Below are 26,137 nucleotides of genomic sequence, written 5' to 3' on the forward strand. Positions count from 1 at the left end.
AAAAACACGATAAAACTCATGCCCAATCTCGTCGAGACTGCCATCAACGCTGGTTCGTTCAATACCCTAGTCAAGGCGGTTGAGGCTGCCAATTTAGTCGATATCCTCAAAAGTCCTGGTCCCTACACCGTTTTTGCACCTGTCGATGAGGCATTTGCTAAACTGCCAGAGGGAACCTTAGACACTCTATTGCAGGATATTCCCAAACTCAAGAAAATTCTTACCTATCATGTTGTCTCCGGAGATGTCAGAAGCGATAACCTGCTAGAGTTACAAGAAGTGCCAACTCTGGAAGGTTCAATATTAGTGATCGATACATCCAGTGGTTATAAAGTGAATCAGGCGATCGTGGTTAAACCGGATATCCTGGCGGATAACGGTGTCATTCATGTAATTGACTCAATCTTGATGCCAGCAATAATGTCCAGTTAATTTTTTTATGTTACGTACTCAGTCACTAATTTGTTAGCTTTAATACCCAAAACTATTCCTCAGTAAAGTTTTGGGTATCCTCTCAATATTTTCAGTTGTTATTAGTGGTGGTAAGCCGCCCTAATCTGCCTTCATTCGCTTACGTTTTGCCGCCAAGAAACCACCCAACCCAAATAGCCCTAATAATGTTGCAGGTTCTGGTACAGATGCGATATCAGATTCGTCACCAAATTCTCCCGGTGCAGCTATAGGCGGTTCTTCGGCAACAGGGGGTTCAGGATCAGGAGAGGGTTCAGAAGGTGCTTCTCCAACAGGGGGTTCAGGAGAGGGTTGTTCAGCAACAGGTGGTTCGGCTTCAAAATCAACAGGTAACAAAGCGATCGGTTCAGGTAAAGAGCCAATTGGAGTGATTGAAGTTTCTAAAGATACTAAACCTGGATCTACAGAACCGTCATCAACAATAGACATTGCTGTTTGGGTAAAACCGCCACTTACGCTCAGATTAACATCGCCAGGGAAAAGTACAGAGGCGGTGGTACTACCGTCAAACAGAATCCTACAGGTACTCTCTAGACAGCCTTGGATATCACCATAATTATAGTTACCTGCAACAATTTCATTATCCCGGAAAAAGATATCAAACTCAGATAGCAAATTGTTCTGGGAATCTAGAATAGAACCCTGCAGATTGATAAATGGTAAAAGGAAACTAGGTAGGAGTTCCTCCAAATAGTCCTCAACATGAGTAAGACCAAAAGTTAACTCTTCATCTTCGGCATCAGATAACCGACCATGGGCATTATCAACAATGATTGTACTCTCGAAATCTACCCTTTGTGGCTGAGCAATTAACTGTTGAAACTCTGGTGGTAAGAATTGTGATACAAATGGGTTAACGTTTACCTGAAAAGCCACAGATCCAGAAGAGTCTATTTGTGTCAAGCTAGCTGCCTCAGCGGGAGCCATTCCTACCACTCCGAGAGCGATAAATCCGGCTCCAGCAATTGCCATGGATAACTTGTTCATGTCGATTTTTTACTCTCCTGCTTAGATGTACGTGTTCCTTATTAATCTATGGGATGTAACAACTTATTTAGGTAAAGTTAACGTGAATGCATGTGAAGTTTTGATGAATATTATGGCGAGTCAAGTCCCTGTTAATGTGAAGACAACAAAAGAGCTAGATACAGCGCTTTTGGTAGTAAGTGAGCTACACAGACAGATCCCCAACTTCTTGGAGAAGTCGGGGATATTGCTTAGAAAATTGTACCTCATCAACCTGATATCTGCTGTAGCTCCCTTAAATGCCATATAATTTCTCTGATGAAAAATTTACTATTTTTTCTGCTTACGTTTGGCGGCAAACATTCCTCCCCCAGCTAATAAAGTTCCTAGTAAAAAGGAGGGTTCTGGAGCAGAGGGTACAGATGGAGGGTCTAGAGGGGTTGCTGTTTGGGTAACATTAAAATTCACACCAGCTAGCGCAACATTAGTCGAAATGGAACCTGTACCATTGATCATACATATACCATTCAGACAAGGTTTAATACGATTAAAGTCATAACCACCGATAATAACTTCATCCGTAACCTTATTGTAGGAGATGTCAAAACTAGAAAGGGATTGCTTCTGAATATCTAAAACTTCTCCGTTCAGGTTAATAGAACCGAGAGAAATTACTTGAGAAAATCTGGAAAACAAACCGGAAAAAATGTTAGACAAAGAGTTTTGGGCGTCGCTCAGGGGAAGGGTTAATTCAGTATCACCTGAGTCATGTAATCGACCACTGAGATTATCAATGATGATACTCTGTTCTACAGTGGCTGTAGCTTTGTTCTCATTAAACACAATACCCGGAAAACTGGGTAGTTCCCTCGCCAACAGTGGAATCACATTTGATTCCAAAGTGACCGTGCCACTATAATCAAGCCGTGTACAGTTAAGTTGAAGTTGTCTACAGGTATCAAGTGTCACTTGAGCTGCCTCAGCTGGAGCCGCACTAACTGCTCCGAGAGCCATAAATCCGGCTCCGATGATCGCCACGGATAACCTTGTCATATTGATTGTTCTCTAGCTGTAGATGTACGAACTCCCTCTTAATCTATGAGATGTTTATACCGGATCAGGTAAAGGAACCGTGAAGCTTATATGAAGTTTTGATGAAGTTTCTGGATCGTTACGTCGTGGGGAGGCGATCGCACAAAAAAAGAGGGACTTAACTCCCCCCAGATACGATACAAATCTTATAATTTGAGATTAACTATTTTTTCTGCTTGCGCTTGGCGGCAAACATTCCACCAGCCGCCAATAAGCTTCCTAGGACAAAGGAGGGTTCAGGTGCCTCTTCTACTTCTACATTAGTCGGTAGCTCAGGATCATATAGCCCTGTATGAGAGATCATATCCCCCTGCTCAATTAACCCAGATTCGGCGGCACTGAAGCTATAATGATACGAAGTCTCTCCATCATAGGTAATCTTGACCAGTTCAGCCGCCTGTACAGGTTTCCCTTGCAAGAAAACCGACAACAAATTTTTCTGTTGATCGGTTAAACCGTCAAAGATTAGGTCAACGGCATTAAAGTGCCCCGCTAGCCCAACTTCTAGAGATCCAGTCGTATCATTCATGTCAATGTAGGCAATATTTGGATCGCTGAATCGTTGAAATCCGCCGTTATCCCGGAATGCGTTGAAAAGATTCTCTTTACTATTGGGAATTTTGGGTATAAACAGGTTCGCTGTCCCTAACAGTTTATTATTGATACCATAGGACGTTAAAGCCGCCTCAAACCACTCATTCGCCAAATTCTTGGCTTTATAGCTAGTATTTAGGTCTTCCCCAAACCAATCCGTTGCCGTCAAACTGCTCAGGGTAATACTTTTGTCCCCAACATCACCCGTTAAGCTAGTAACCTTGTTGTAATTCAAAAATTCATCAAGGGATAGTCGTTCACTATTGGCAAATAATTCAACATTGCCCCCTGGTTCACCTTTTTTACAACTATTGCTGGGAATAAACGCTCCTCCAACCGAGCAACTTCCTTGCAGGACTGTTTCCAAATCGGCATCGTTGTTGAGTTTTGTAAAATCCGTGGTCGCTGTCAGATCTGGATTAGGGACGTATTCGTAGATCAAATAGTCCACTCCCTTCACGCCAGTCACTTTGGGGTTAGTCAGAGATGCCGCCAACGCTGGATTGGTGGCGCTCGCACTGACACCCATGGCAACGGATGCCCCGACGAGCAGTTTCTGGATATTAGTTTTCATTGCAGTATCTCCGTGACTTTATCGGTTGAGCCTTCTTTACAGCACATAGACAGGGTTAAGCTTTGGCTGACCCTCTTTTGGCTCTAATAACCTCTGGTCATCCCCTCACAGGCGATGTCTTTAGCCCTTAAGCTTTCATCGCTTGTACACAAATTTCCTCTTTTTAAAGTTTACATGAAGTTTCGCCAAAAATCGATAAAGTTTCGATGAAGTTGTAGTCATTTTGTTTTATATGTGCTAATAACCATTTAATTAAATATATATAAAAGAATCTATCAACCTGTATACCTTTGGTAACATTATGTAAACAACTGGTATGTTTCCACCGAAGTAGGGGTTTAAGGACTGTTTACAGAACTTAATATAGTTTGGTTTATTTCCACCAACCTACTGATGCGATCGCATAAATTCGGCTATTCGCGCCACGGCTGTTTCTAACACATCAGGTTCCCGCACCAAAGCAAAACGCACATATCCTTCCCCAGCCTTGCCAAAACCGGCTCCTGGTGATGCCGCCACTCCGGTTTGCTCAACTAACTGGGTGCAAAATTGGATCGAATTGTGATCCCAGGGTTCGGGTAATTTTGCCCAGACATACATAGTTGCTTGGGGAAGCGGCACCTGCCAACCGATATGGTGTAAAGCTTGCACAAAGGCATCCCGCCGTTTTTGAAACGTAGCCACCATGGTTTGAACACCATCTTGCTTCCCTTGCAGCGCCGCGATCGCACCGTTTAAAATTCCTCGGTACTGATTAAAATCCACCACCGCCTTGATTTGGCGCAACACCTTAATCAGTTGAGCATTTCCGATCGCATAACCAATGCGAAAGCCGCCCATATTATAGGATTTAGAAAAGGTAAAAAATTCAATCGAGATTTCTTTATGGGGGTCAGCTTGCAAAATTGAGGGTGCTAGGGCATTAAGATTGGCAGGTGCTGTACCGTTTTGGGAAAATACCAAATCAGCATAAGGGAAATCGTGAACCAGAACCAAGTCATGGTGGCGGCAAAAAGCAACCGCTTGCTGGAAAAAGGATAACGGTGCGATCGCGCTTGTGGGATTATGAGGATAGCTCAACACCATCATCCTAGCTTGGGCAAGGACAGAGGCGGGAATCTCTTCAAAAACAGGTAAAAACTGATTTTCTGCCAACAGAGGCATAGGATAAATTTGACCCCCCGCCAAGTAAACCCCACCCGCATGAGACGGATAACCTGGATCAAGCAATAAGGCAAAATCACCGGGGTTGAGAATCGCTAAGGGTAAATGCGCTGTTCCTTCTTGGGAACCAATCAGAGGCAGAACCTCCGTTTCTGGGTTCACTGGAATGCCAAATCGTTGGCTATACCAATTCGCTACAGCCTGACGAAACCCTTGCGTACCATGAAACAGTAAGTAACCATGAGTGCTAGGGTCATGTAGCGAGGTTTCAATAGCAGCAACGACATGATCAGATGCCGATAAATCAGAGGAACCTAAGGATAGGTCAATAATATCTTGACCCAAGGCTTTAGCTTTTGCCTTCGCCTGATCCATATCGGCAAACACATTGGCTTGCAGGGGTTGTAAACGTTGAGCAAACTGCATGGTTTAGTTAGTTGGAAAGCCGAGGTGTAGGGGCGAGTTTTACAGATAACATTTTGCCACAAACCAATAACTGGACTAAACCCGCCCTTCAATAATTCGTTAGAGAATAGGGAATTTAAAAACGTAATTTGTAATTCAGACGGGGCGGGTTTAGTGACATTTTGGCGGCAAAAAATGATAATGGTGAAACCCGCCCCTACCACCTTCAAGACTCAAAACTCTTGTCTATCATTTCTTGCAACTTTTGCTTACCAATAGCACCTTCGTATGATTGGGCAACCTCTCCATTTTTAAAGAGTAAGAGTGCGGGGACTCCTTCGACGTGATACTGCTTCACCGTAACGGGATTTGGATCAACTTCCATCTTGATCACTTTCAGGCGATCGCTATAATTTTGGGCGATCCAACTTACCGAGGGCGAGACGAGGCGGCAAGGTCCACACCAACTTGCCCACAGATACACTAGCACTGGCTTGTCGGCTTTTAAAACTTCGGTTTCAAATTCCTGATCGGTAATCTCAAGTACTTTGCTCACAACACCCTCCATAAACACAAATGACTACTTTATTATGTAGAGACGTTGCATGCAACGTCCCTACACGAGTCGGTAGTCTACCCAGATCTGGGGTAGCCGCGATCGGGCTGATCGACGGCTGATGCTTACAAATTGTCGATTTGCTTTCGCAGTTGTTCCAATTCGTCGTCAACTTCTGATTTTGGAGCAGTACCCGAGTCGGTTTTGTGCTCTGATACACCTTCTAAAACTGGCTGGGAGACGGAGCCTCCGGCTAACTGGGCTTTCATTGCTGTCAACTCATCATCAACATCACTGCCCGATTCCAGGGCGGCAAATTGATTTTCTAGGTCAGCACCACCCAACTCATGAGCCGCTTGGGAACGAGCTTCAAGTTCCAGCACTTTGTCTTCCATCCGCTCAAATGCCCCCATCGCCGAGCCAGTTCCCAAACGACCAATGGTGCTTTGTAACTGCTCATTTGCTTTGGCAGCGCTCACCCGTGCCTTGAGCATATCTTTCTTGGTCTTCGCCTCAGAAATTTTGCTTTCCAAGGCAATTAGGTTACGCTTCAGGGTTTGTACTTGAACTGTTTGCTGATCTAGCTGACCTTTGAGTACGGTTGCTGTTTCAGCGACTGTTTTCTTGCGCTGGAGTGCTTCCCGGGCTAGGTTTTCATCCCCTTTTTGCAGGGCAAGTTGGGCGCGTTGCTGCCAGGTATTGGCTTCGGATTGGTTTTTATTGTATTGTTGCTCGGTACGTTTTTGCGTAGCAATTGATCGGGCAACGGCTTGGCGCAGTTGTACCAGATCTTCTTGCATGTCAATAATGGCTTGCTCCAGAATTTTTTCTGGGTCTTCAGCCTTGCTAACCATATCATTGAGATTAGCTCTGACAACTCGGCTCAGGCGATCAAATAGTCCCATGACGCTGTTTATCCTCTCGGAATGTACAAACTAAGTATCAAGCAGGCTCTACGGTTGGGAATCTGCTTAGGGGGTCAACTTTATGGAATAGAGGCTCTCCTGCCTTTTGGAGAAAGCACTGCGTTAATGGAATCGAAACACTCATAACAATGGTATTCAGACAGGAGGCTTTTCATCTAGTGTAAAAACTTCTAGCGCAATATTGCTAGCTCTTGACATCCTCACCACGCCGTAGGGGGAAAGGTAACCAAACTCCTACGATCGCCGAATGGGGGTCACCGTTTTTGGTATTGGGGAGCGTGTTCAAGAAGTAGCAGGCTACTTCTTGGTGCAAGGGTTACAGAAACCGGAGGGTAGCACGCCCCGTGCGCCCGATTTAATCGCAAAATCTATTCCACCATTTTAGCTGTATCCCACCATTCCCCTAGTTTTTGACTGTTGACGCAAGCGCCAATTAGGATTTATCCAGATCCCAACGCAGTTTTTCCAATTCTGCCTCAATTTCCGCACTGCTACCCGATGCGGTTTGAGAGGAGGGTAATTTTGCCGATTCCGTTGTTGCACCTAGGTTTGCTTTCATCGAAGCTAATTCCATATCCACGTTATTGCCACTTGCTAGGGCATTAAATTTCTTTTCTAGTTCATCGCCACTAGAGAGTTCTGCGATCGCCTCTGATCGGGCTTCTAGTTCATGTACTCTGTCTTCCATGCGCTCAAAGGCACTCAGGGTACCGCCTGTGTTGAGATTTCCCAGCATCTGGTTAATTTTCTCTGAGGCTTGAGCCGAACGCGCTCTGGCAATATAAAGGTCTTTTTTCGTTTTTGCCTCCGAGATTTTACTCTCTAGAGTCAGCATGTCTTTTTTAAGTTTATTGACAATCTCACGTTGCTGCCCCAGTTGTGCTTGTAGAGCTTGAGCCGTTTGCTGATGAGTTTGTCGTCGAGTTAGGGCTTCTCGTGCCAAATTATCGTCCCCTTTTGACAGTGCCAGTTGAGCGCGTTTGTACCATTCTTGTGCCGTCGATTCAGCTTGGGAGGCTTGGCGTTCTGTACGTTTTTGGGACGCGATCGCTTGGGCGACAGCCTGCCGCATTTGGATTAAATCCTGCTGCATATCGTCCACAGCTTGTTCCAGAATTTTCTCTGGATCTTCGGCTTGTCCAATCAGGCTATTTAGGTTGGCGCGAATCACTCGCCCGATGCGCTCAATCAATCCCATAGCAGCTCTCCATTGTGGTTAGGGGTAGGGAAAACTTTATCACCATGGTATCTCAGGCTTCTTGGTCTTAGGTCTTAGATCTTATATCATTCTCTCTCTAGAGTTCCCCAATCACCGAGCCAGTTCATCGCCACTAGAGGGTTGTGCGATCGCCTCTAATCGAGCTTCCAGTTCCAGCAAGACGTTGCATGTAACGTCTCTACTAGATGTGTCCTAACCGCTATGGCGGTTGTTATATGTCATTCCCTGTTAAGAGTTCCCCAGTTACTAAGGGTTATAAATCGATGCAGAAAGTCCCTGTTGCTTAAGTTCCTCGACGAGGGTTTTGGCTTCCGACTCCCGTTTAAAAGCGCCCATAGCAATCCTTGTCCCTGCGGGTACATTCACCACGTAGGCGTCAGGGACGATAGTTTGGGCTTTCTCCAACACGCTACTATCGTTGGAGTTAATCAGCACGTAATAGAAACCCTTACTCAGGTTTGAGTTGGCGTTGTTTGAATTCGGTGCAGCCGAAGTCGGGGTTGATGGAGTGGGTGTGGATTTATTCGCCTGTTCTGAAGACTTGTTAGTCGATGATTCAGGTTGAGCGGGTGAGGAATTTGGTATCACCGATGGCGTAGCCATCTGAGGGGCGGTTCTGAGTGGGGTAGGAGGGGGTAAAAGGGCGGCTGGTAAATTTGAAGCCGGATTCGGTAACTGGGGTAAAGGAAATACTGAAGCCGTGGGTGGAGCCGCTTCTGGGAGAGGTGAATTGGGGATGGGGGCGATGGGTGAAATTGGATTGGGTGTTGGACTAGCTCTGAGTTCACTGAGGTTGTATATATTAATAGCTTCTGAGAATTCATCACTGGCGAGATTAGGTCTATTTACGCCGAGTAATTCATTTTCCCCGTTAACGGTTGTCGCTGCGGAATTCTCTGCCGTCGTGGGTGTCTCAGTCTCCAAGAAACGGTCAAGTCCTAGGCTAGTCCGAAAAATATAGGTCAATGTAGCACTAGAAACCAGCAACAGTAAAATCGAACCGACACCGAGGGGAGTGAGGATTCTATTGGTTAAGGGTTTTTGAGAATCCTTCGTTGTTTCTTGTTCGGCTAAAGTTTGACGTAGTTTTTCTGATGATTCTAAATAGTCTTCTGGTTGAGACTGATCAGTTGTCGGGACAACTAATTTCCCCTGCCTTTCTATGGATTCCTCTAGGTTTGGGAAGTCAGTAGGGTTTGGCTCCTGAGTCGTCGCCAAGGGCGCTTTCTGGCTAGGTAGGGGGGAAAACAAGGGTGGAGTGGGTTCAGTCTCTGTGGATTCCCTCTTTTCTGGTGTTGGAGAACCCCCCATTGGAGCGGATTGCTGATTTATGTCTACGGGAGGACTCGCCGGAGCGGCTGGGGCGATAGAAATATGAGATGCGGTTGTCGGCTCAAGCTGATTTACTGCGGGTTTGTGTCGGGGGTAATGTCCCGGCAGTTGGGGAGATGTGACAGAACGTCCCTGACGTTGGCGTCGATAGCGGGCTAATTCGGCTTCGAGTTGCACGTCTAGGCTTCCTAAAGCCGTCTGCAAAGCAGGGTTAATCGACAGGGGGGAGGAAGAAGTTGATGATTTAGCTGGGGTTTTCTGGCTCATGAAGGGAACTTCCGTTTAATCCGACTGGCTTGAGTGAGGCACTATCTGGGTGAGGACGAATGCAATAGCTTAGGATACTGTTTGTTTAAAATAGCTGTATAGGCACGCATAAATACTCATGCTGAAATCTCTTAATCATATAGTAACGGCGCTGGAAAATCAGTCATTTTGGCAAGGTCAACAGCAGTTTCAGTTGATCCGCGATTGTTGGACTGAAGTTGTGGGTGAAGATAGGGCGCAGCAGACAAGACCCCATTCCCTATCCCGGAATATTCTATATGTTGCCACGTCAAGTTCGGTTTGGACTCAAGAGCTGAGTTTAAATTGCCGTTCTATCTTGAAACAGATTAATGCTCGATTGTCAACCCCCATAGATAATATCCGCTTTTCGACAACGTGGTGGTACCAACACCAAACCTTACCCCAGACTGAGGAATCGGAACATCCTAGCCTTGTGGCTGAAGTGGAGGTTTCATCTCCTGCTGATCCGCCTATTGAAAAGCCTACACCCCAAACCACATTTGAACAGTGGGCGGCGAAAATTCAGGCGCGATCGCAGCATTTGCCCCTTTGTCCTCAATGTCATTGTCCCACACCCCTAGGAGAACTCAAACGCTGGCAAGTTTGTGGACTATGTGCGACCAAGCAGTGGCAAGGTTAGCTGTCCTGCTTATGAATGGTTTCCCGTCAGATCGGTTTAACTTATCATTCTCGTTTTAATTTCCCGATAAAATTTCGTATCTAACTATACATTGGCTTTCACTGTGGAGTTGATCCCCATGATGTTTCACAAAAAATTCACCAAGTTTTTGACCAAGCTTAACCGATTGTTTAGTTTCTTTACGAAAATGTGTTTATATATAAAGCAATTATAAAGAAATCATAAAATATTAATACTTTTAGTAAAAAATAATGGAAATTTAAAAAGTATAGACAGCTAATTAAAAGTTCATTTTTAATTACTCCAATGAAGACATTCAAATGCTCAACGTCCGCTTGTCAGTTTTGTCGCTATTACCAACTTGAAGGACGGCGCGGCGGTACGTGTCAGCAACTTGGCGTACCCGTTAAAGCCAATTGGAAAGCTTGTTCTTTAGCCCTCCCACCCTTTGCTCCCTCCTGGGAAAGTTTTGAGCAAATATGGCTTGATGATCAACACATGTTGAGAGAAGAGTTGGCTGTAACTTGCTCAAGGATCAATTCCCAGCCGACACACCAGGTAAAAGTCCCGGCATCAACGCCTGAAAAATTGACAACTCAAGTTGCTCTGGTGTGACTTCCCGTTTATAAAGCTCGGCTAGAAGGGCAGTTAATTACAGGTTACTTACAGCCTGCATCAATTTAACGCATTCAAATGAGTGAATGCATCAACCTTGCCCTTGAGTTTTATCGTTTTAGTGGATTCCTATTTAATTAATCTTTGATAACCAAATCTTAATCTTTGAGAAAATTTATGGAGGGGCGGGTTTTACCGTTATCGTTTCTGACCTCACCTAGATGCGACTAAACCCGCCTTTGTGTAGGGGCGGGTTTCACCATTATCGTTTCTGACCTCACAAAAGATGTGACTAAACCCGCCCCGACCGAGTGAAAGACCTAACAAACAGTGTCAAACTACGGTAACCAAGGATATTGACGGAAATCAGGAGGGCGCTTTTCCAGGAACGCTTGTTTCCCTTCTGCTCCCTCCTCAGTCATGTAATACAGTAACGTGGCATTTCCAGCCAGTTCTTGTAAACCCGCTTGACCATCACAGTCAGCGTTAAACGCCGCTTTTAAGCAACGGATAGCAATAGGACTTTTTTGTAAAATTTCTCTTGCCCATTGTATCCCCTCCGCTTCCAACTGGTCTACGGGGACAACAGTGTTCACCAAACCCATATCTAGCGCTTCTTGTGCCGTATACTGGCGACAGAGGAACCAAATTTCTCGGGCTTTCTTCTGACCCACGATTCTGGCGAGATAGCTAGCGCCAAATCCACCATCAAAGCTACCGACTTTGGGACCCGTTTGACCAAAGATGGCATTATCTGCTGCAATGGTTAGGTCACAGATAACGTGCAAGACATGACCGCCACCAATGGCATAACCTGCTACTAGAGCAATCACCACTTTGGGCATAGAACGAATCAGGCGTTGTAAGTCCAAGACATTTAAGCGAGGAACGCCATCATCGCCAACGTATCCCGCCTTATCCCGAACACTTTGATCCCCTCCAGAACAGAAGGCATATTTACCATCCGTGTGAGGACCCACCCCGGTTAATAAAACAACACCAATTCTTTGGTCTTCGCGGGCGTTACAAAAGGCGTCGTAGAGTTCAAAAACGGTTTTAGGGCGGAAGGCGTTGCGCTTGTGGGGGCGATTAATGGTGATTTTGGCGATACCGTCTGCTTTGTGATAAAGAATATCCTCATAGGTTTTGGCAGTTTGCCAGTCAATTGACATATCGGTATTTTCCCTTGGTTATAAAGACTCCAAGTACAACTTTGAGCTTGACATTACCTATCCTAAGACCCAATGGCACTAAAAATTTGCATTTTTGGATCGCCAAAACCATTGATATACCGTAGTACACTGGCAAGCTTAAAGTTGTGGGTAAAATTTTTTTGAATCGCTACTCTCACAAGGGTTTGGCGAAAATACTTGACCACCGTTTTAACCTTGCCGATGTAGTAGGGTGGGCAATGCCCACCCTACCCATTTAGATTGGCATTAAGGAATACCGCTAACGGTGGTGCAAAATTAAGTCAGATAGGGCGATTCCTGCACCGAGGACACCGCATCGTTTGAGAAACTCTCTGCGCTGGGGGTTGAGTGGGGAGTTATCACTGGCGGCTTTGTCGTAATCGGTGATCAACTTTTATCCGTTTACCATACTTTTAGTATGTTCAAAGACTCAGTTTTGCTCAACGACTGGCACGTTATTGCGGCGGCTGATAATGTTACTGCGGGTACGGTGCAGTCTATACGGTTGCTGGAACATGATTTAGTGATGTGGCATGATGGCGAAGATTTCGCGGTGGGGCAAGATCAGTGTCCGCACCGAGGGGCTGCTTTATCACGAGGAGTTGTTCGCTCAGGGAATTTGATCTGTCCTTATCACGGCTTGGCGTATGACCGAAAGGGAAACTGCATTCGCATTCCTGCTCATCCTCACCTGACACCACCAGCAAGCGCTAGTTTAACGACTTATCCCATTGTTAAACGTTACGGCTTAATTTGGACATCTCTGGGTCAACCCAAGGAGACACTTCCTTGTTTCCCAGAGTGGGATGACCCTAGTTATCGTAAAGTTCTCTGTGGTGCGTATTATTATCGCGCTAGCGCTTTTCGCGCCTTGGAAAATTTTCTGGATTTGGCTCATTTTCCCTTTGTCCATGAAGGATTACTGGGAGACGTGTGTCAAAGTGCGATCGCGGACTATCATGTCCAATCTACCCCAGATGAAATTATGATTAATAATATCCGCGTCTGGCAACCTGACCCCGATGGTACGGGTGAAGGCGGCTACGTAACCTATAATTATCGAATTTTGCGTCCGCTAACAGCTCATTTTATCAAAGAATCGACTCAAGGGAACTTGGCTATTTTTTTTACCGTCACGCCAGTCACGGAAACCGAATGTCTGGGCTGGATGGGGTTAGCGATGAATTATGCGTTTGATGTTCCTGAAGCTAAATTAAAAGCGTTTCAAGATCAAGTTGTGGCTCAAGATATTCCCATTGTTGAGTCACAACGTCCTCAATTATTGCCTTTAGATGTACAACGGGAGTGTCATTTCCCCAGTGATAAAGCCTCCCTAGCTTACCGTCGCTGGCTAAAACAAAAGAGGGTGACATTTGGCACGATATAAAGTAATACGTCCGTAGGGGCGGGTTTAGGGACAATTGTAGGGGCGGGTTTAGGGACAATTGTAGGGGCGGGTTTAGGGACAAAATTCAGATATTCACCGATAACGGAACAACTTGCACCCGCCCTCCCCACCGATAACGGAACAACTTGCACCCGCCCTCCCCACCGATAAATGAACAACTTGCACCCGCCCTCCCCACCGACAACGGAACAACTTGCACCCGCCCTCCCCACCGACAACGGAACAACTTGCACCCGCCCTCCCCACCGATAAATGAACAACTTGCACCCACCCTTTTCACTGAATAAATGAACAACAAAACCCGCCCTGATTCATAATTAATAAGTTCTACAGCCGTTTACCCCTGAATGAAGAACAAAAATTCATCTGTAATACCCCATTCCTCATCCTTGTTTTTCAGCGTTGTTATTCCCACATATAATCGCTTACCCATTCTACAAAAATGCCTAAAAGCCTTAGAACACCAACATCTCAGAGACAATACTGTTGTCGCTGGCTATGAAGTCGTCGTCGTGGATGATGGCTCAACAGATGGCACACTAGAGTGGCTAGATTCTCATCGTCATGAATTATCTAAAGTGCGATCGCTCTCTCAAAATCACCTGGGTCCAGCAGCAGCCCGTAATCTAGGCGTAGAGCAGGCTAAAGGTGATACGATTATCTTTATTGATAGCGATTTAGTCGTTACCGAGAATTTCCTGCAAGCCCATGCTGATGCATTGGTTCAGGGACAGCAGCAGTTAGGGAGCGATCGCGTCTTTACTTACGGCTGGGTGATTAATACCAACAATTTCGATAATCCCAGTTCAGAAGCCTATAAGATAACGGATTTCTCGGCGGCGTATTTTGCTACTGGGAATGTTGCGATCGCGCGGAAGTGGTTGGAGAAAGCGGGACTCTTTGACACGCGATTTCAACTCTATGGTTGGGAAGATTTAGAACTAGGTGTTCGCCTCAAACAATTAGGTTTAAAACTGATTAAATGTCCAGCGGCTGTTGGCTATCACTGGCATCCTCCGTTTAATTTAGACCAAATTCCCCAGATGATTGACAGAGAAATTCAACGGGGACGCATGGGGGTATTATTTTATCAAAAACATCCCACTTGGGACGTGCGGATGATGATTCAGATGACATGGCTGCACCGGATACTATGGGGAGTTCTTTCCGTGGGTGGGCGATTAAATGAACGAACCATGGCATCTTTTTTGCAATATTTGATTAATCGCGGGAAGCCACAGTTAGCCTTAGAAGTTGCCCGAATTTTCCTAAATTGGTATAACGTGCAGGGAGTTTATGCGGCTTATGCCGATATGGAAAAAAAGCGGTAAAACAAAAGAAAGAGTGTATTTAAAGTATGAGTCAATCGACATCGACTGAAAGCAACGACAAGGAAGTCCAGGGAATCACCAGGATTTCTGTACAAGGTTTTAAATCACTCTATGACGAGTGCAGTATTGAAATCCGTCCCTTAACCATTCTGGCGGGTGCGAATAGTTCCGGTAAATCCAGCATCATGCAACCATTATTGTTGATGAAGCAAACTCTGGAAGCACCCTATGACCCTGGTGCGTTATTACTGAATGGTCTGAATGTGCGATTTACTTCTGTAGAACAAATCTTATCTGACTTCCATAATTATAAATATAAAGATATTTTTTCGGCTAAGGTTGAGATCAAGAATAATCCATTCATTAAGCTTTGCTTTAAAAATGACATAAGCATGGGCTTTTCAATTAAAACTATGACTATTAAAACTAGAGAATCAGAATATGAAATATACCCTAGCATGCCTAGTCATGACATTGTATCTATACTACCAGATCTGCTGTGGGGGATTTATAAAACCATTGCTGAATTAGCTGTCATGCCCCTAAGCTTTCGCGTGATTCGCAATCGCTGCTTTTTGCATTTTGAAGCTAGAGATCGTTTAACTGAACAATCCTCTATGCCTTTTAACTTGGCAGCTTTTTTAGAGCCACATATACGCCAGTTGATTCATATTCCTGGGTTAAGGGGCAATCCCGAACGAAGTTACGATAATACTGCTGTAGGTATTGAATTTACTGGTACTTTTGAAAAGTATGTTGCTAGTGTTGTTCATTACTGGCAGAAGACTAAAGATAAAAGAATTAGCAATTTGGAAAATGCTCTTAAAATTATAGGATTAACCAGTAAAGTAGAGGCAAAGCAGCTTAACGATACACAGTTGGAACTACGGATAAGTCGTTTATCTGGTAGTAATCAAGCAAGAGATATGGTTAGTATTGCTGATGTCGGTATTGGTGTCTCTCAAATTTTACCAGTTTTAGTAGGACTTTTGGTAGCCAAACCAGGACAGTTAGTTTACATCGAGCAACCAGAACTTCACTTACATCCTCGCGCCCAAGTTGCTTTAGCCAATATACTAGCAGATGCAGCTAAACGAGGTGTGCGTGTTGTTATAGAAACTCACAGTGAATTGCTACTTTTAGCTGTTCAATCTCTAGTCGCAGAACGTCAACTCTCACCAGATTTAGTAAAATTGCACTGGTTTACACGGGGAGATGATGGGATGACAAAAATTAGTAGTGCTGATTTAGATGAAGCAGGTGCTTTTGGAGATTTTCCTGAAGATTTTAGCGATGTATCTCTAAAACTAGAAAGTCGCTATTTAAATGCGGCTGAATCTCGCTTATCGGAAGGTTCCAGTGGTAGCTAAAGGGGTTTCCAAGCAACTGGTAATTGATGCGTCAGTTGCCCGTTCATCTGGCGGAGAAGATGCGACTTATCCAACTTCAGTACACTGTCGGGATTTTTTACAAGCTGTTTTGGATATCTGTCACAAAGTTGTAATGACGCCAGATATTAAACAAGAGTGGGATAAGCATCAATCAACATTTGCTCTTAGATGGCGTCGTCGGATGGTGGCTAAAGGGAAGTTTGTCTTTTTAAATGTGCCATTGGACAAGGAGTTATGGGATAAAATTGACCAGATTGCTGCTACGAATAGACAGCGTGCAGAAATGTTCAAAGATTTACGATTATTGGAAGCAGCGATCGCGACAGATAAAACTGTGATATCGTTGGATGATAATACAGCCAGAACATTTTTTAGTCAGGCGGCTGTTGAAATTAACGCACTCAAAGAGATTGTGTGGGTAAATCCCGATAAAGTAGAAGAAGAGACACCGATTGAGTGGCTGGAAAGGGGTGCAAAACCTGAGTCTGATCGATTACTGGGAACCTGGCGCGATCGCGTACCATAGCTCCCATAGATCTAAGATTACACCAATTAGCTAAATAGAGTATGCAAATCACCATTGAAATTCCTGATGAAATCGCCCAACGACTCGACCAAACAAGGGGGAGTCTCTCCCGTCGGCTGCTCTAGAAGTTATTATTGCCGTCGCCCCTAAACTGAATTTCACTGACTCATATAGGAATATCGCTTAACTTATATAGCCGGGAAATAAATTTCCGGCTAATGGCTAAAGTAAGCTAAAGCTTACTGATATCAATTCCGTTTACATGCTCATCCTTACAGTACGATATTACAAGGGTTTGAGGCTCTTTTTACAATGACTACCTAAACGGACGTGATAGGATACCAAATCTCGGTTGATTACCCTTTTATAATCCTTACTTTTCACGGTATGTGGTGCAACGAATGGAGATAAGTTTTGACCCTTTGCTTCCCTCAATGGCAGGACGTGTGAGTGTGTAGGGGCGGGTTTAACAACTATCTTTTCGGTGTCACCCAGATATGACTAAACCCGCCCCGACTCAGGGTTCTAGACTGCCGTGAAAAGTCTGTTTGATCATCCAGTCTTTGCCTTGCGGACTACCCTTCAAGAAGGCTTCGCCTAGGTTTGTGTGGTTCCAGGATTTTAATCGCCGTGGCAAAAAGGGGGTGACATTGTGTCCACCTACTTAAGACATTGAAATTGATTTCAAGGCGGTGTAACAGCGTAGAAATCCAAAGCCAGGGGTTAAATCCCCTACCCGATAGAGGATGTAGCCACGGTGAATCAGCTTTAACATGATTATATTGAATATTTATCAACAGTCTCTCAAGCTGAACCGTTGCCATGTCTAAACGGCGGATTGCTATTTCCATTCAAAGTATCCTGCTCATTACCGCTACCGTTTTGCTGCTGCTGCTGCTGTGGCAACTCGGTAGTCTGTTGGTGATCCTAATGATCGCGGTTGTCCTCGCCGCCACCTTAGCCCCGATAATCAAGAGCGCCCAACAGTTGGGAATGCCTCGCTGGTTAGCTGTTGTGTTGGTCTATTTAGGCTTACTGACTATTTTAGTTGGAGTGGGCGTATTGATTGGACCTACCGTGGCGCAGCAAATTCAGCGCCTGTTTCGCCGACTCCCTGACTATCTAGAAGTGTTAGAATCCTTACTCGACCGTTTAGCAGTGCGCCTGGGTATTAGCGAACCCATCATTAGTCAAATTTTTGATACGCAAACCCTCGCCAATTGGACAATTCGTTCCAGTCAACAACTCGTTGTTCGATCTTATGGGGTAACGCGGGGGTTTCTGGGTGGTGTTCTCAGTGTGATTCTGGCGTTATTTCTATCGGGCTACATGCTCTCCGGTTCGGAACCCTTAATTAAAGGTATCGTAAGTTTATTCCCCAAACCTTGGGATCACCGCTTGGCGGCGCAGGTACAGCCAGTGAGTCGGCGCATGGGTAATTACATCCAGGGAAGAGTGTTAGTTTCGGGGATTCTAGGAATTGCAATTACCATTGGCTTGAAAGTTCTGGGGATTACCGAGTTTGCTTTAGGTTTGGGTGTGATTGCAGGGGTAACTAATCTAATTCCCTTTTTTGGTCCGGTGTTAGGGGCGATTCCGGCGTTGATTGTGGCAATTGCCCAAGGGGGGTGGACTTTTTTATGGGTATTTCTCCTGTTTGTGATTATTCAAAATGTGGAAACTTATGTGCTTGACCCCCTTTTAGTCGGTTCTTCGGTGAAAGTTCATCCCCTGTATCAGTTGTTAGCGGTAGTCGGTGGCGCACAGGTGTTGGGGATTATCGGGGCGTTAATTGTTCCCCCTTGGATAGCGGGGGCGTCTGTTTTGCTGGAAAATCTCTACTTGCAACCCAAACGACTGGCGGAACAGCAAGCCGCCGCCTTATCGCCACCGTCTGTGGAAGAAACTAAAAGCACTCTCTCGATGAAAGGCTAACATTGTTACAAAACCTTAATTTTAGAGTCAATGAAGTTTGTTTCTTTTGTCCGGGTGCGGATTTTTCGGACGCTAGTATTGGCATTTACGGTCGGTTGTTTACTCGCTGTTTTGCCTAGTTTAGCTCAAACCAATTCTAATCAAACCAATTCCAATCAAACCAATTCCACAGCATCCATTATGCTGGATGGGCGCAAGATATTTGAAGTGACTCCATCTGAACAGTACAGCGCCCAAGAACGAGCCGAGTATGTGAATCAAGTTCTCCAAGAACAGGTGAAAACGGCAGAATCTCCCATAAGCGTTGAAATCAAGGATCAACAAAAAATACCCGTAATTGAGATTAATGGGCAACATTTGGTTTCCGTAACTTCAGAAGATGCGCCCGAAGGAAGAACGACTCAAGAACAAGCTGAATTCTGGCGAAAAAAACTGCAAACGGTTATTCAAAAGGCACAATATGAGCGTACACCAATCTATCTGATTCAATCCATTGCGATCTCAATAGGTTGTGTATTTCTGGCGATCGCATTGAGTTGGGTACTTGGTAAGCTTTGGTGTAATTGGCTCAAACCCCAGTTGGAAAAAGACGCGGCGGAGTCAGCCCCCTTAGAAGGAGCTAAACAGCCGAACAGCCCGAAAATCGCCGGACAAGTTCTCCTAACAGTCATCCGCTGTGCAATCTGGATCTATGCGCTGATTTACATTACCAACCAGTTTCGCCAAACCCGACAATTAAGTCGCATCGTTACTGATACTTTAATTGCCAGTTTAACCTCAGACATGATTCCCTTAGGAGATAACTCCTATTCGGTATTGAATCTACTAATCCTTATCGGTTTATTTGTCGGGCTAATTATCCTGGCAAAAGTGATTAAACAAGGGTTGCGATCGCGGGTTTTACGGTTCACGGGTTTGAGCCGCTCGTCTCAGGAAACTATTGCGGTTATTTTAAATTATGCCTTTATTTCTATCACCAGCCTTGTCTTATTGCAGTTATGGGGTTTAGATATTAGTTCCCTCACCGTATTTGCTGGCGTTTTGGGGGTTGGTATTGGCTTGGGATTGCAGGGAATTGCTAAGGAGTTTATTAGCGGCTTGGTATTAATCTTTGAACGTCCAATTCAAGTTGGCGATTTCGTTGATGTGGGCGGCTTGATGGGAACTGTGGAATATATTAATGTTCGCAGTACCGAAGTCAAAACATTAGATGACATTACCATTATTATTCCTAATTCCAAATTTTTGGAATCGGAAGTTCTCAACTGGTCACATCACAGTTCTGTATCCCGGTTAAAGATACCTGTGGGCGTGGCTTACGGATCAAATCTAACTAATGTCAGATCGGCTTTAATTGATGCAGCAAAAGAACATACGGATGTTCTCGTACAACCCACACCCAGAGTCTTTTTTAAGGGATTTGGTGAGAGTTCTCTTAATTTTGATTTATTGGTTTGGATTAATGAACCCCGCAAGCAGTTCCAAATTAAAAGTGACCTTTATTTTCGGATTGAGGTAATTCTCCGCCATCGAGGTGTCGAAATTCCCTTCCCGCAACGGGATCTTCATGTTCGTTCAGGAAGCTTACCTGTAGACATTTCTCCTCAACTAGTGGAATCCTTGGCGCAGCTATCCCAGAGTTTGGCGAAGTGGTTAGATCAACAACCAACGGCTAATCCACCGCAAGATGGTAATGGTCATAAGTAGGTGGGACAATTAAATGTCATTCCTCATTCGTCATTCGTCTTATGGTTGATTGTTCAATGCTAAATAGGTCAGCGTTAAGATAAGAAAGAACACGTAGAACTAAAATCAACAATCAGTGGCAACCGACTCCCAAAATAATACACCCAAGCAAGTGCTAGTTTGTCAACATCGCTCCTGTCAAGCTGAAGGTTCCGCCGATGTTTTGGCGGCTTTTGAGGAAGCGGCTGAGGATACAGATTTTCAGGTAAAAGGGACAGGTTGTCAAGGACAATGTAGTTGTGGTCCCACGGTGCGAGTTGTACCCGAAGAAACCTGGTATTATCGGGTTCAACCTAGTGATATCCCCCAGATTGTGGAACAACACCTCAAAGACGGTAAGCGGGTTGAAGAAAAGCTGAATCCTCGGATTCATATGCGGTTTAGTTTTTGAGATTATTCCCGCAACACATAACCAACCCCCCGCACCGTTTGCACCAAGCGCTTCTCGCCATTGGCTTCCAGTTTCAGGCGCAAATAGCGCACGTAGACCTCGATAATATTGGAATCCCCCATAAAATCATACCCCCAGACTCGTTCTAGGATTTGGTCACGGGTGAGAACCTGGCGAGGATGGGAGAGGAGATAATCGAGTAAATCAAATTCCTTAGCCGTGAGTTCAATTAAGCGATCGCCCCGATAGACTTCACGGGTCGAATGGTTTAAGCTTAAATCAGCAAATTGTCGGGTATCTGGGTCTTCCTCCTGATTCCGTCGCAGATGTGCCCTGACTCTGGCTAATAATTCCTCCACACTAAACGGTTTAACCACATAGTCATCTGCACCCGCATCCAACCCCGCCACGCGATCGCTTACTTCATCTTTCGCGGTTAATAATATAATTGGCACCTTATCACCCGTACTCCGCAGGCGGCGACAAATTTCCACTCCCGATACTCCCGGTAACATCCAGTCGAGAATCAGCAAATCCGGCTGAGATTCCCGCGCTTTTACTAAACCAGCCAACCCATCCGGCGCCACGCTGACTTGATATCCTTCATATTGCAGTTCCAGTTCGATAAACTTGGCGAGTTTTGCCTCATCTTCCACAACTAAAATATGGTGCGTCATTGCTTGGAGATTCCGAAAATACAGAAGTTTTAACATATCTCGATCCAATTCCTCACCCGTCTACAGGGTGGGGATGGATCGCGAGTTTTTCTCTTTATGTGGTATATTGACCTAGATTTCTCATCACGATTGTCCAAAGGCTTATACAACCTGGATTGACTTTAGAATAAGGCTTTTAACACTCTGTCAAAAATGATTGAAACCTAATCTAGGTAAAGGTTCCGAGGACTACGATAGCAAAACTTGTGAGAAATGCGGGTTAATTCAGTGGCATTCTTATTAAGCAAGCCCTATATAGATACCAACTTATCCTAAAATTTACCATATAGATCATATAGATGAATTCCCTGGAAAAAATTTACCATAAAGTTGTCTTTGCTCTACTAACTGCACCTACTCTCAAGAGTTGGCTATTTAGCTTTTTACTGTTGTTTATAATTGCATTAATTTGCTTGCCCATAGGATTTCAGTCGGGACTTTTAGAATTTGAATTTTTGCACTTATCCTTTATCGGTATAATCAAAATTTTAGTAAGTCGCTTCTTTTTTCCCTCTTTTGCAGAAGAGCTGCTATTTCGCGTCCTCCTACTTCCCAGACCAACCCCTAATACTCCCGTCAATATCCAATTGACGATGGCTTTTACCAGCATAGTTCTTTATGTCATCGGTCATCCTATATTTGCCTTTTTATTTTACCAAAAAGCATTCTCAGTTTTTACCAATCCCGGTTTTCTGTTGTCAACGCTAATTCTGGGAATCACCTTGACGATTTCCTACTTGCACTCTCGCTCAATCTGGCCCCCCGTTGTAATTCATTGGATTGTTGTGATTGTTTGGCTACTTATATTTGATGGATATTCAAAATTAGATTTATAGTCAGGACTTACGCATAAACGCCACATATAGTAGGGACACGGCAGTGCCGTGCCCCTACAGGTAGCGCCTGTGCCGTCAATTTACGTAAGTCCTAATAGTGTCTGTAACACTATTCCGATTTAGGCACTCGCCAGAGTTTAATGGTTTTATCTGCACTCCCACTAACTAATGTTTCTCCATCTGGACTAATTACAATAGAATTAACTGAACTTAAATGACCCTTTAGCGTGCGAATTAATTGTCCTGTGGAAAGTTGCCAAAGTTTAATCGTCTTATCTGCACTCCCACTGGCTAAAACTTGACCATCTGGACTAATCGCTAAAGCATTCACAAAACTTGAATGTCCCGTCATTGTGCGAATTTCTTGTCCTGTGGCTAAATCCCAAAGTTTAATCGTTTTATCCGCACTTCCACTGACTAATGTTTTCCCATCCGGACTAATTTCTAGGGCGTTGACTGAACTTGAATGTCCCGTCAGCGTGCGAATTTCTTGTCCTGTGGCTAAATCCCAAAGTTTAATCGTTTTATCCGCACTCCCACTGACTAACGTCTTCCCATCTGGGCTAATTACCAGGTAGTTCACGGAACTTGAATGTCCCGTCAGCGTGCGAATTTCTTGTCCTGTGGCTAAATCCCAAAATTTAATCGTCTTATCCGCACTCCCACTAACTAAGGTTTTCCCATCCGGACTAATTACCAAATAATTGACAAAGCTAGAATGTCCCGTCAGGGTTTTAATTTTTTCCTGAGTAGCGAAATCCCAAACCTGAATTATCTTCTCCCCACTTCCCGTGACAATTTTATCCCCGTCTGAATTAATCGCAAAGTAATTAATGGGTTTAGCATAACCTGTGATTTTGCGAATTTCCTGACCCGATTTAAGATGCCATAACCGGATTGTTTTATCGGCATTCCCACTCACTAATGTCTCTCCATCCGGACTGATGATTAGGTAATTAATATAACTGGCATTGGCATTGATTGTTTGCACAAGTTCGATCGCTTGATAGGCAGCAATTTCAGCAGGAAATCGAGTATCAATTTTTCTAAACTGATAGATGAAAATGCCAAGAGCTAACGCCAAGGTTCCCAGCCAAACCCATTTGTTTTGAGAGATTAAACCTTGGCGTTGAGACATTATTGCCGATTCTTCTTGCGGCAAGGTTGCTGCTTGTATCCTTGTGTCATTGGGTAATTGCAAAGACGAAGATATGGCAGAGGCAATAGACGAAGATGAAATATTAGCTAATTCATCCATAATTTCCTGAGTCGTCTTATGTCGAGTCGCTGCTGTCGGCGCCATCAGCTTGTCAATTAGGTCGGCTAATGGTGTTGAGAGTCGAGAAACCTGTTCGCGCCAATTACAGCGATCGGTTAACGGATCATACATACTCGGATCAGTTACCGATTTTGCGGTTAACAAATAGACAAATGTTCGACCCAAGGCATAGAAATCTGACTGGGGAACTGCATAACCCTTTTCTTGTTCGGGTGGCGTGTAACCCGCAGAACTAATTTTGGTAACATTCCCCGCACCACCTACTTCCGCTAAGTAGGTATACGTCAATTCTCTAGCTGTACCGAAATCAATTAACACCAATTGACCCGTGGGGCGCAGCATAATATTTTCGGGTTTAATATCTCGATGGAAATAGTTTTTTTGATGAACTAGATGTAAAATTTCAACCAGTTGTTTTAACCAATTCAGTGCCTGTGATTCAGAAATAGGATGATTCCCCTGTTGTCGCATCCACTGCTTTAAATTCAGTCCATCAATTTTTTCCATGATGATGCAGTGCAGAGGTTCCCCAGCTTGAGGAATAAACTGAAAATACCCATCGGACTCAACTTGAGGAATACCGGGATGATTAAGTTGACTTAATACGGCGGCTTCTTGTTGAAATAATTCGATAACCTTAGGATTCTTATTGTGCTTAGGTTTGAGGGCTTTTAATATTTTTGGAATAGCTCCTAGGTAGGCTTCATACACCATACCGAATCCACTGGTATCACTAAGGAGACGCATCACCTGATAGCGCCCTTGGATTAACAACGGTGAACCACAATTACGACAAATTCGATTGTTGAGGTTACCTGGATCACTGGGTTCAGGACACCTGGGATTGATACAGTAGCTCATATCTCGCTACAGCCATGTAACAAAGGGTCTTTCCCTGATCTTAGGATGCGGGTAAGGATGCTGGGGTATATTCCTCGACGAACGATTAAAACTCCTATTGAAACTGCTAAAATGTAAAAAAATGTTTCAAGAAAAGCTTAACTGAGTAAAGTTTTATGAGTGGTGTTGCTGCCTACGACTGTCAATCACCGCCGTGCGATCGCTGTGACAGAAATAGCCCCTCTGTAGCGCCACTGACGGTTTTCTGCGACTTCGACGGACCGATTGTCGATGTCTCTAAGCGCTATTACACCACCTACAAGCTAGCGCTGGCTGATACTCAATCTGCCTATCAAGCCAAAGGAATCACATTACCCATTCAACAGCTTGAGAAACAGCAGTTTTGGCAGATGAAGCAAGACCGGGTGGCGGATGAAGAAATTGCTTTGCGATCGGGTTTACAGGGGGAAGCAATTAAATTTTTCCTAGCACGAGTGCTAGAAATTGTCAATCAGCCCTTGCTGTTGCATCTTGATAAACTACAACCTGGGGTACATTGGGCGTTAGCTACGCTGCACTCCCATGGTATTCGATTAATACTGGTGACCTTACGCTGTCAGAAACAAGCCGAGCAAATTTTGAGAAATTATGGATTGACCCGTCTATTTAGCGGTATTTATGGAACCTACGATCATCAAGCCGCCTATCGAAATAATGCTCAAGTTAAACAGCAACTTTTAGCCCAAGCCCTCACCGAACAAGATTTTTTTTCTCTTAATCCGCAATCCGTTTGGATGATTGGCGATACTGAAGCCGATCTCCTCGCCGCCCAATCGGTTTCCATTCCCACCGTTGCGCTTACTTGCGGGATTCGTTCCTACCGTTATCTGCAGCAATTCCAGCCTAATCATACTTGCTATGACCTGCTGACGGCGACTGATTATCTTTTGGACAAGATTAAACAAAAAAATAATCATTTGTAATGTAATTCGTCATTTGTCGGGGCTACTTTTAGCCACTCCGAACTTTATCTCATCAGCCATTTCACGACTGTTCAAGTAAGTGCATCTGTTCCCACCAACGACTGAGGGGATAGTAAACCACAGGTGCCCACAAACTACTGAGAATCGCCGAGGATAGGGCAATGCGCTGGTGATCCATCCAAATTTCCGTCAACGTGCGATCGCCGATAAAACTATACTGAATAGCCGTCACCGTCTCGGCGACAACCGCCATACCAAATACAATTAATGCCACTGAAATAAAATCTTCCTGAATATATCGCTGCTTCTGCATTCGAGCGGTTAAAATGCCCACTAACACTAGACTGAGGACATGAGTCGGTTCAGGAGCGGTCATCCCATCTTGAATCAAACCCAATGCTAACCCTGCCATCGCCCCCTGAAACGCTGTGCGTTTGATACTCCAAGCAACCACCCAAATTAACAACCAATTGGGGGCGATTCCCAGCAATTCCATCCCTGGTAACCGTGTTGGTAAAGCCATCACGCAGATGAGGACAGAACCCGCCGTTACCATCCAATTCATCAGTTGACGCACTTGGGGTGAAAACCGAGAAAGATTGAAAATGTTATTCAAGGGTTTCTTCTGTGCTGTCCTCAAGGAATTTTTCCTTTTTCTGACCTCCATTTCGCCGCCAAAGTGTCACATCTAGATTTTTGTTGATTATTGATTCTTGATGG

Annotated in this window: 26 protein-coding genes; 12 read left to right on the forward strand and 14 right to left on the reverse strand. The window is 44.6% G+C overall.

Annotated features, from left to right (window positions below; translation table 11 throughout):
• The first annotated feature begins 18 nt into the window (after nucleotides 1-18).
• Nucleotides 19-432: a fasciclin domain-containing protein gene (locus RLO19_RS15695; RefSeq protein ID WP_446357810.1), complete on the forward strand. Its 414-nt coding sequence runs from the start codon at nucleotides 19-21 to the stop codon at nucleotides 430-432.
• A gap of 120 nt (nucleotides 433-552) precedes the next feature.
• On the opposite strand, the gene RLO19_RS15700 is transcribed toward RLO19_RS15695, so the two are convergent.
• The 8 genes from RLO19_RS15700 to RLO19_RS15735 all read right to left on the reverse strand — a co-directional run bounded on the left by RLO19_RS15700 (nucleotide 553) and on the right by RLO19_RS15735 (nucleotide 9,566).
• Nucleotides 553-1,458, reverse strand: a complete 906-nt coding sequence (locus RLO19_RS15700; protein WP_446357812.1) for a PEP-CTERM sorting domain-containing protein — start codon at nucleotides 1,456-1,458, stop codon at nucleotides 553-555.
• A 309-nt stretch (nucleotides 1,459-1,767) separates the two neighbouring features.
• The gene (locus tag RLO19_RS15705; RefSeq protein ID WP_446357814.1) at nucleotides 1,768-2,490 is read right to left on the reverse strand and encodes a PEP-CTERM sorting domain-containing protein; all 723 of its coding nucleotides are present in this window, start codon (nucleotides 2,488-2,490) and stop codon (nucleotides 1,768-1,770) included.
• A 202-nt stretch (nucleotides 2,491-2,692) separates the two neighbouring features.
• Nucleotides 2,693-3,697: an NF038130 family PEP-CTERM protein gene (locus tag RLO19_RS15710; protein ID WP_446357816.1), complete on the reverse strand. Its 1,005-nt coding sequence runs from the start codon at nucleotides 3,695-3,697 to the stop codon at nucleotides 2,693-2,695.
• Nucleotides 3,698-4,084: 387 nt separating this feature from the next.
• On the reverse strand, nucleotides 4,085-5,287 hold the full coding sequence (locus tag RLO19_RS15715) for an LL-diaminopimelate aminotransferase (RefSeq protein ID WP_446357818.1): 1,203 nt from the start codon (nucleotides 5,285-5,287) through the stop codon (nucleotides 4,085-4,087).
• A gap of 205 nt (nucleotides 5,288-5,492) precedes the next feature.
• A complete protein-coding gene (gene trxA / locus RLO19_RS15720) occupies nucleotides 5,493-5,822 on the reverse strand; it encodes a thioredoxin (RefSeq protein WP_446357820.1) in 330 nt (109 codons plus the stop codon).
• A gap of 125 nt (nucleotides 5,823-5,947) precedes the next feature.
• Nucleotides 5,948-6,727, reverse strand: a complete 780-nt coding sequence (locus RLO19_RS15725; RefSeq protein ID WP_446357822.1) for a PspA/IM30 family protein — start codon at nucleotides 6,725-6,727, stop codon at nucleotides 5,948-5,950.
• A 454-nt stretch (nucleotides 6,728-7,181) separates the two neighbouring features.
• Complete coding sequence (locus tag RLO19_RS15730; protein WP_446357824.1) at nucleotides 7,182-7,946, reverse strand: PspA/IM30 family protein; 765 nt, start codon at nucleotides 7,944-7,946, stop codon at nucleotides 7,182-7,184.
• 267 nt (nucleotides 7,947-8,213) lie between these two features.
• Nucleotides 8,214-9,566: a hypothetical protein gene (locus RLO19_RS15735; protein ID WP_446357826.1), complete on the reverse strand. Its 1,353-nt coding sequence runs from the start codon at nucleotides 9,564-9,566 to the stop codon at nucleotides 8,214-8,216.
• A gap of 118 nt (nucleotides 9,567-9,684) precedes the next feature.
• On the opposite strand from RLO19_RS15735, the gene RLO19_RS15740 reads away from it, so the two are divergent.
• Entirely contained in the window at nucleotides 9,685-10,227 is a 543-nt protein-coding gene (locus tag RLO19_RS15740) for a DUF721 domain-containing protein (protein ID WP_446357828.1), read from the forward strand.
• A gap of 306 nt (nucleotides 10,228-10,533) precedes the next feature.
• The gene (locus tag RLO19_RS15745) at nucleotides 10,534-10,842 is read left to right on the forward strand and encodes a hypothetical protein (protein WP_446357830.1); all 309 of its coding nucleotides are present in this window, start codon (nucleotides 10,534-10,536) and stop codon (nucleotides 10,840-10,842) included.
• 338 nt (nucleotides 10,843-11,180) lie between these two features.
• Here the strand turns inward: RLO19_RS15745 and menB are convergent, their stop codons facing one another.
• Together menB and RLO19_RS15755 are read right to left on the reverse strand one after the other, a co-directional pair.
• Entirely contained in the window at nucleotides 11,181-12,014 is an 834-nt protein-coding gene (menB, locus tag RLO19_RS15750) for a 1,4-dihydroxy-2-naphthoyl-CoA synthase (RefSeq protein WP_446357832.1), read from the reverse strand.
• 280 nt (nucleotides 12,015-12,294) lie between these two features.
• Nucleotides 12,295-12,426, reverse strand: coding sequence for a twin-arginine translocation signal domain-containing protein (locus RLO19_RS15755; protein ID WP_446357834.1), 132 nt, complete (start codon nucleotides 12,424-12,426; stop codon nucleotides 12,295-12,297).
• Between the two features lie 27 nt (nucleotides 12,427-12,453).
• Here RLO19_RS15755 and RLO19_RS15760 point away from each other — a divergent pair, with 27 nt between their 5' ends.
• Nucleotides 12,454-13,422 carry a Rieske 2Fe-2S domain-containing protein gene (locus RLO19_RS15760; protein WP_446357836.1) on the forward strand — a complete coding sequence of 323 codons (969 nt, stop codon included), beginning with the start codon at nucleotides 12,454-12,456 and terminating at the stop codon, nucleotides 13,420-13,422.
• On the opposite strand, the gene RLO19_RS15765 is transcribed toward RLO19_RS15760, so the two are convergent.
• Nucleotides 13,374-13,676 carry a hypothetical protein gene (locus RLO19_RS15765; RefSeq protein WP_446357838.1) on the reverse strand — a complete coding sequence of 101 codons (303 nt, stop codon included), beginning with the start codon at nucleotides 13,674-13,676 and terminating at the stop codon, nucleotides 13,374-13,376. The two genes, RLO19_RS15760 and RLO19_RS15765, sit on opposite strands and share 49 nt — an antisense overlap.
• A gap of 114 nt (nucleotides 13,677-13,790) precedes the next feature.
• On the opposite strand from RLO19_RS15765, the gene RLO19_RS15770 reads away from it, so the two are divergent.
• From RLO19_RS15770 to RLO19_RS15795, 6 genes are all read left to right on the forward strand, one after another.
• Nucleotides 13,791-14,774: a glycosyltransferase family 2 protein gene (locus RLO19_RS15770; protein ID WP_446357840.1), complete on the forward strand. Its 984-nt coding sequence runs from the start codon at nucleotides 13,791-13,793 to the stop codon at nucleotides 14,772-14,774.
• A 26-nt stretch (nucleotides 14,775-14,800) separates the two neighbouring features.
• Entirely contained in the window at nucleotides 14,801-16,144 is a 1,344-nt protein-coding gene (locus tag RLO19_RS15775; protein WP_446357842.1) for an AAA family ATPase, read from the forward strand.
• Complete coding sequence (locus tag RLO19_RS15780; protein ID WP_446357844.1) at nucleotides 16,134-16,691, forward strand: hypothetical protein; 558 nt, start codon at nucleotides 16,134-16,136, stop codon at nucleotides 16,689-16,691. Before RLO19_RS15775 ends, RLO19_RS15780 begins: the two co-directional genes overlap by 11 nt.
• A gap of 822 nt (nucleotides 16,692-17,513) precedes the next feature.
• On the forward strand, nucleotides 17,514-18,626 hold the full coding sequence (locus RLO19_RS15785; RefSeq protein WP_446357846.1) for an AI-2E family transporter: 1,113 nt from the start codon (nucleotides 17,514-17,516) through the stop codon (nucleotides 18,624-18,626).
• Nucleotides 18,627-18,656: 30 nt separating this feature from the next.
• Nucleotides 18,657-20,333: a mechanosensitive ion channel family protein gene (locus RLO19_RS15790; RefSeq protein ID WP_446357848.1), complete on the forward strand. Its 1,677-nt coding sequence runs from the start codon at nucleotides 18,657-18,659 to the stop codon at nucleotides 20,331-20,333.
• Nucleotides 20,334-20,448: 115 nt separating this feature from the next.
• On the forward strand, nucleotides 20,449-20,763 hold the full coding sequence (locus RLO19_RS15795) for a (2Fe-2S) ferredoxin domain-containing protein (RefSeq protein WP_446357850.1): 315 nt from the start codon (nucleotides 20,449-20,451) through the stop codon (nucleotides 20,761-20,763).
• A gap of 2 nt (nucleotides 20,764-20,765) precedes the next feature.
• Here the strand turns inward: RLO19_RS15795 and RLO19_RS15800 are convergent, their stop codons facing one another.
• Nucleotides 20,766-21,440, reverse strand: coding sequence for a response regulator transcription factor (locus RLO19_RS15800; RefSeq protein ID WP_446357882.1), 675 nt, complete (start codon nucleotides 21,438-21,440; stop codon nucleotides 20,766-20,768).
• 338 nt (nucleotides 21,441-21,778) lie between these two features.
• Between RLO19_RS15800 and RLO19_RS15805 the strand changes: the two genes are divergently transcribed.
• Nucleotides 21,779-22,315 (forward strand): CPBP family glutamic-type intramembrane protease, encoded by a 537-nt coding sequence (locus RLO19_RS15805; RefSeq protein WP_446357852.1) that lies wholly within the window; start codon nucleotides 21,779-21,781, stop codon nucleotides 22,313-22,315.
• Between the two features lie 109 nt (nucleotides 22,316-22,424).
• Here RLO19_RS15805 and RLO19_RS15810 read toward each other — a convergent pair whose 3' ends face one another.
• Nucleotides 22,425-24,455, reverse strand: a complete 2,031-nt coding sequence (locus RLO19_RS15810; RefSeq protein WP_446357854.1) for a protein kinase domain-containing protein — start codon at nucleotides 24,453-24,455, stop codon at nucleotides 22,425-22,427.
• A 155-nt stretch (nucleotides 24,456-24,610) separates the two neighbouring features.
• On the opposite strand from RLO19_RS15810, the gene RLO19_RS15815 reads away from it, so the two are divergent.
• The gene (locus RLO19_RS15815; protein ID WP_446357856.1) at nucleotides 24,611-25,417 is read left to right on the forward strand and encodes an HAD family hydrolase; all 807 of its coding nucleotides are present in this window, start codon (nucleotides 24,611-24,613) and stop codon (nucleotides 25,415-25,417) included.
• 61 nt (nucleotides 25,418-25,478) lie between these two features.
• Here the strand turns inward: RLO19_RS15815 and mreD are convergent, their stop codons facing one another.
• Nucleotides 25,479-26,084, reverse strand: coding sequence for a rod shape-determining protein MreD (mreD, locus tag RLO19_RS15820; protein ID WP_446335189.1), 606 nt, complete (start codon nucleotides 26,082-26,084; stop codon nucleotides 25,479-25,481).
• Between the last annotated feature and the right edge of the window lie 53 nt (nucleotides 26,085-26,137).

This window comes from Coleofasciculus sp. G2-EDA-02 (genome assembly GCF_040226375.1).
GTDB lineage: Bacteria > Cyanobacteriota > Cyanobacteriia > Cyanobacteriales > Coleofasciculaceae > Coleofasciculus.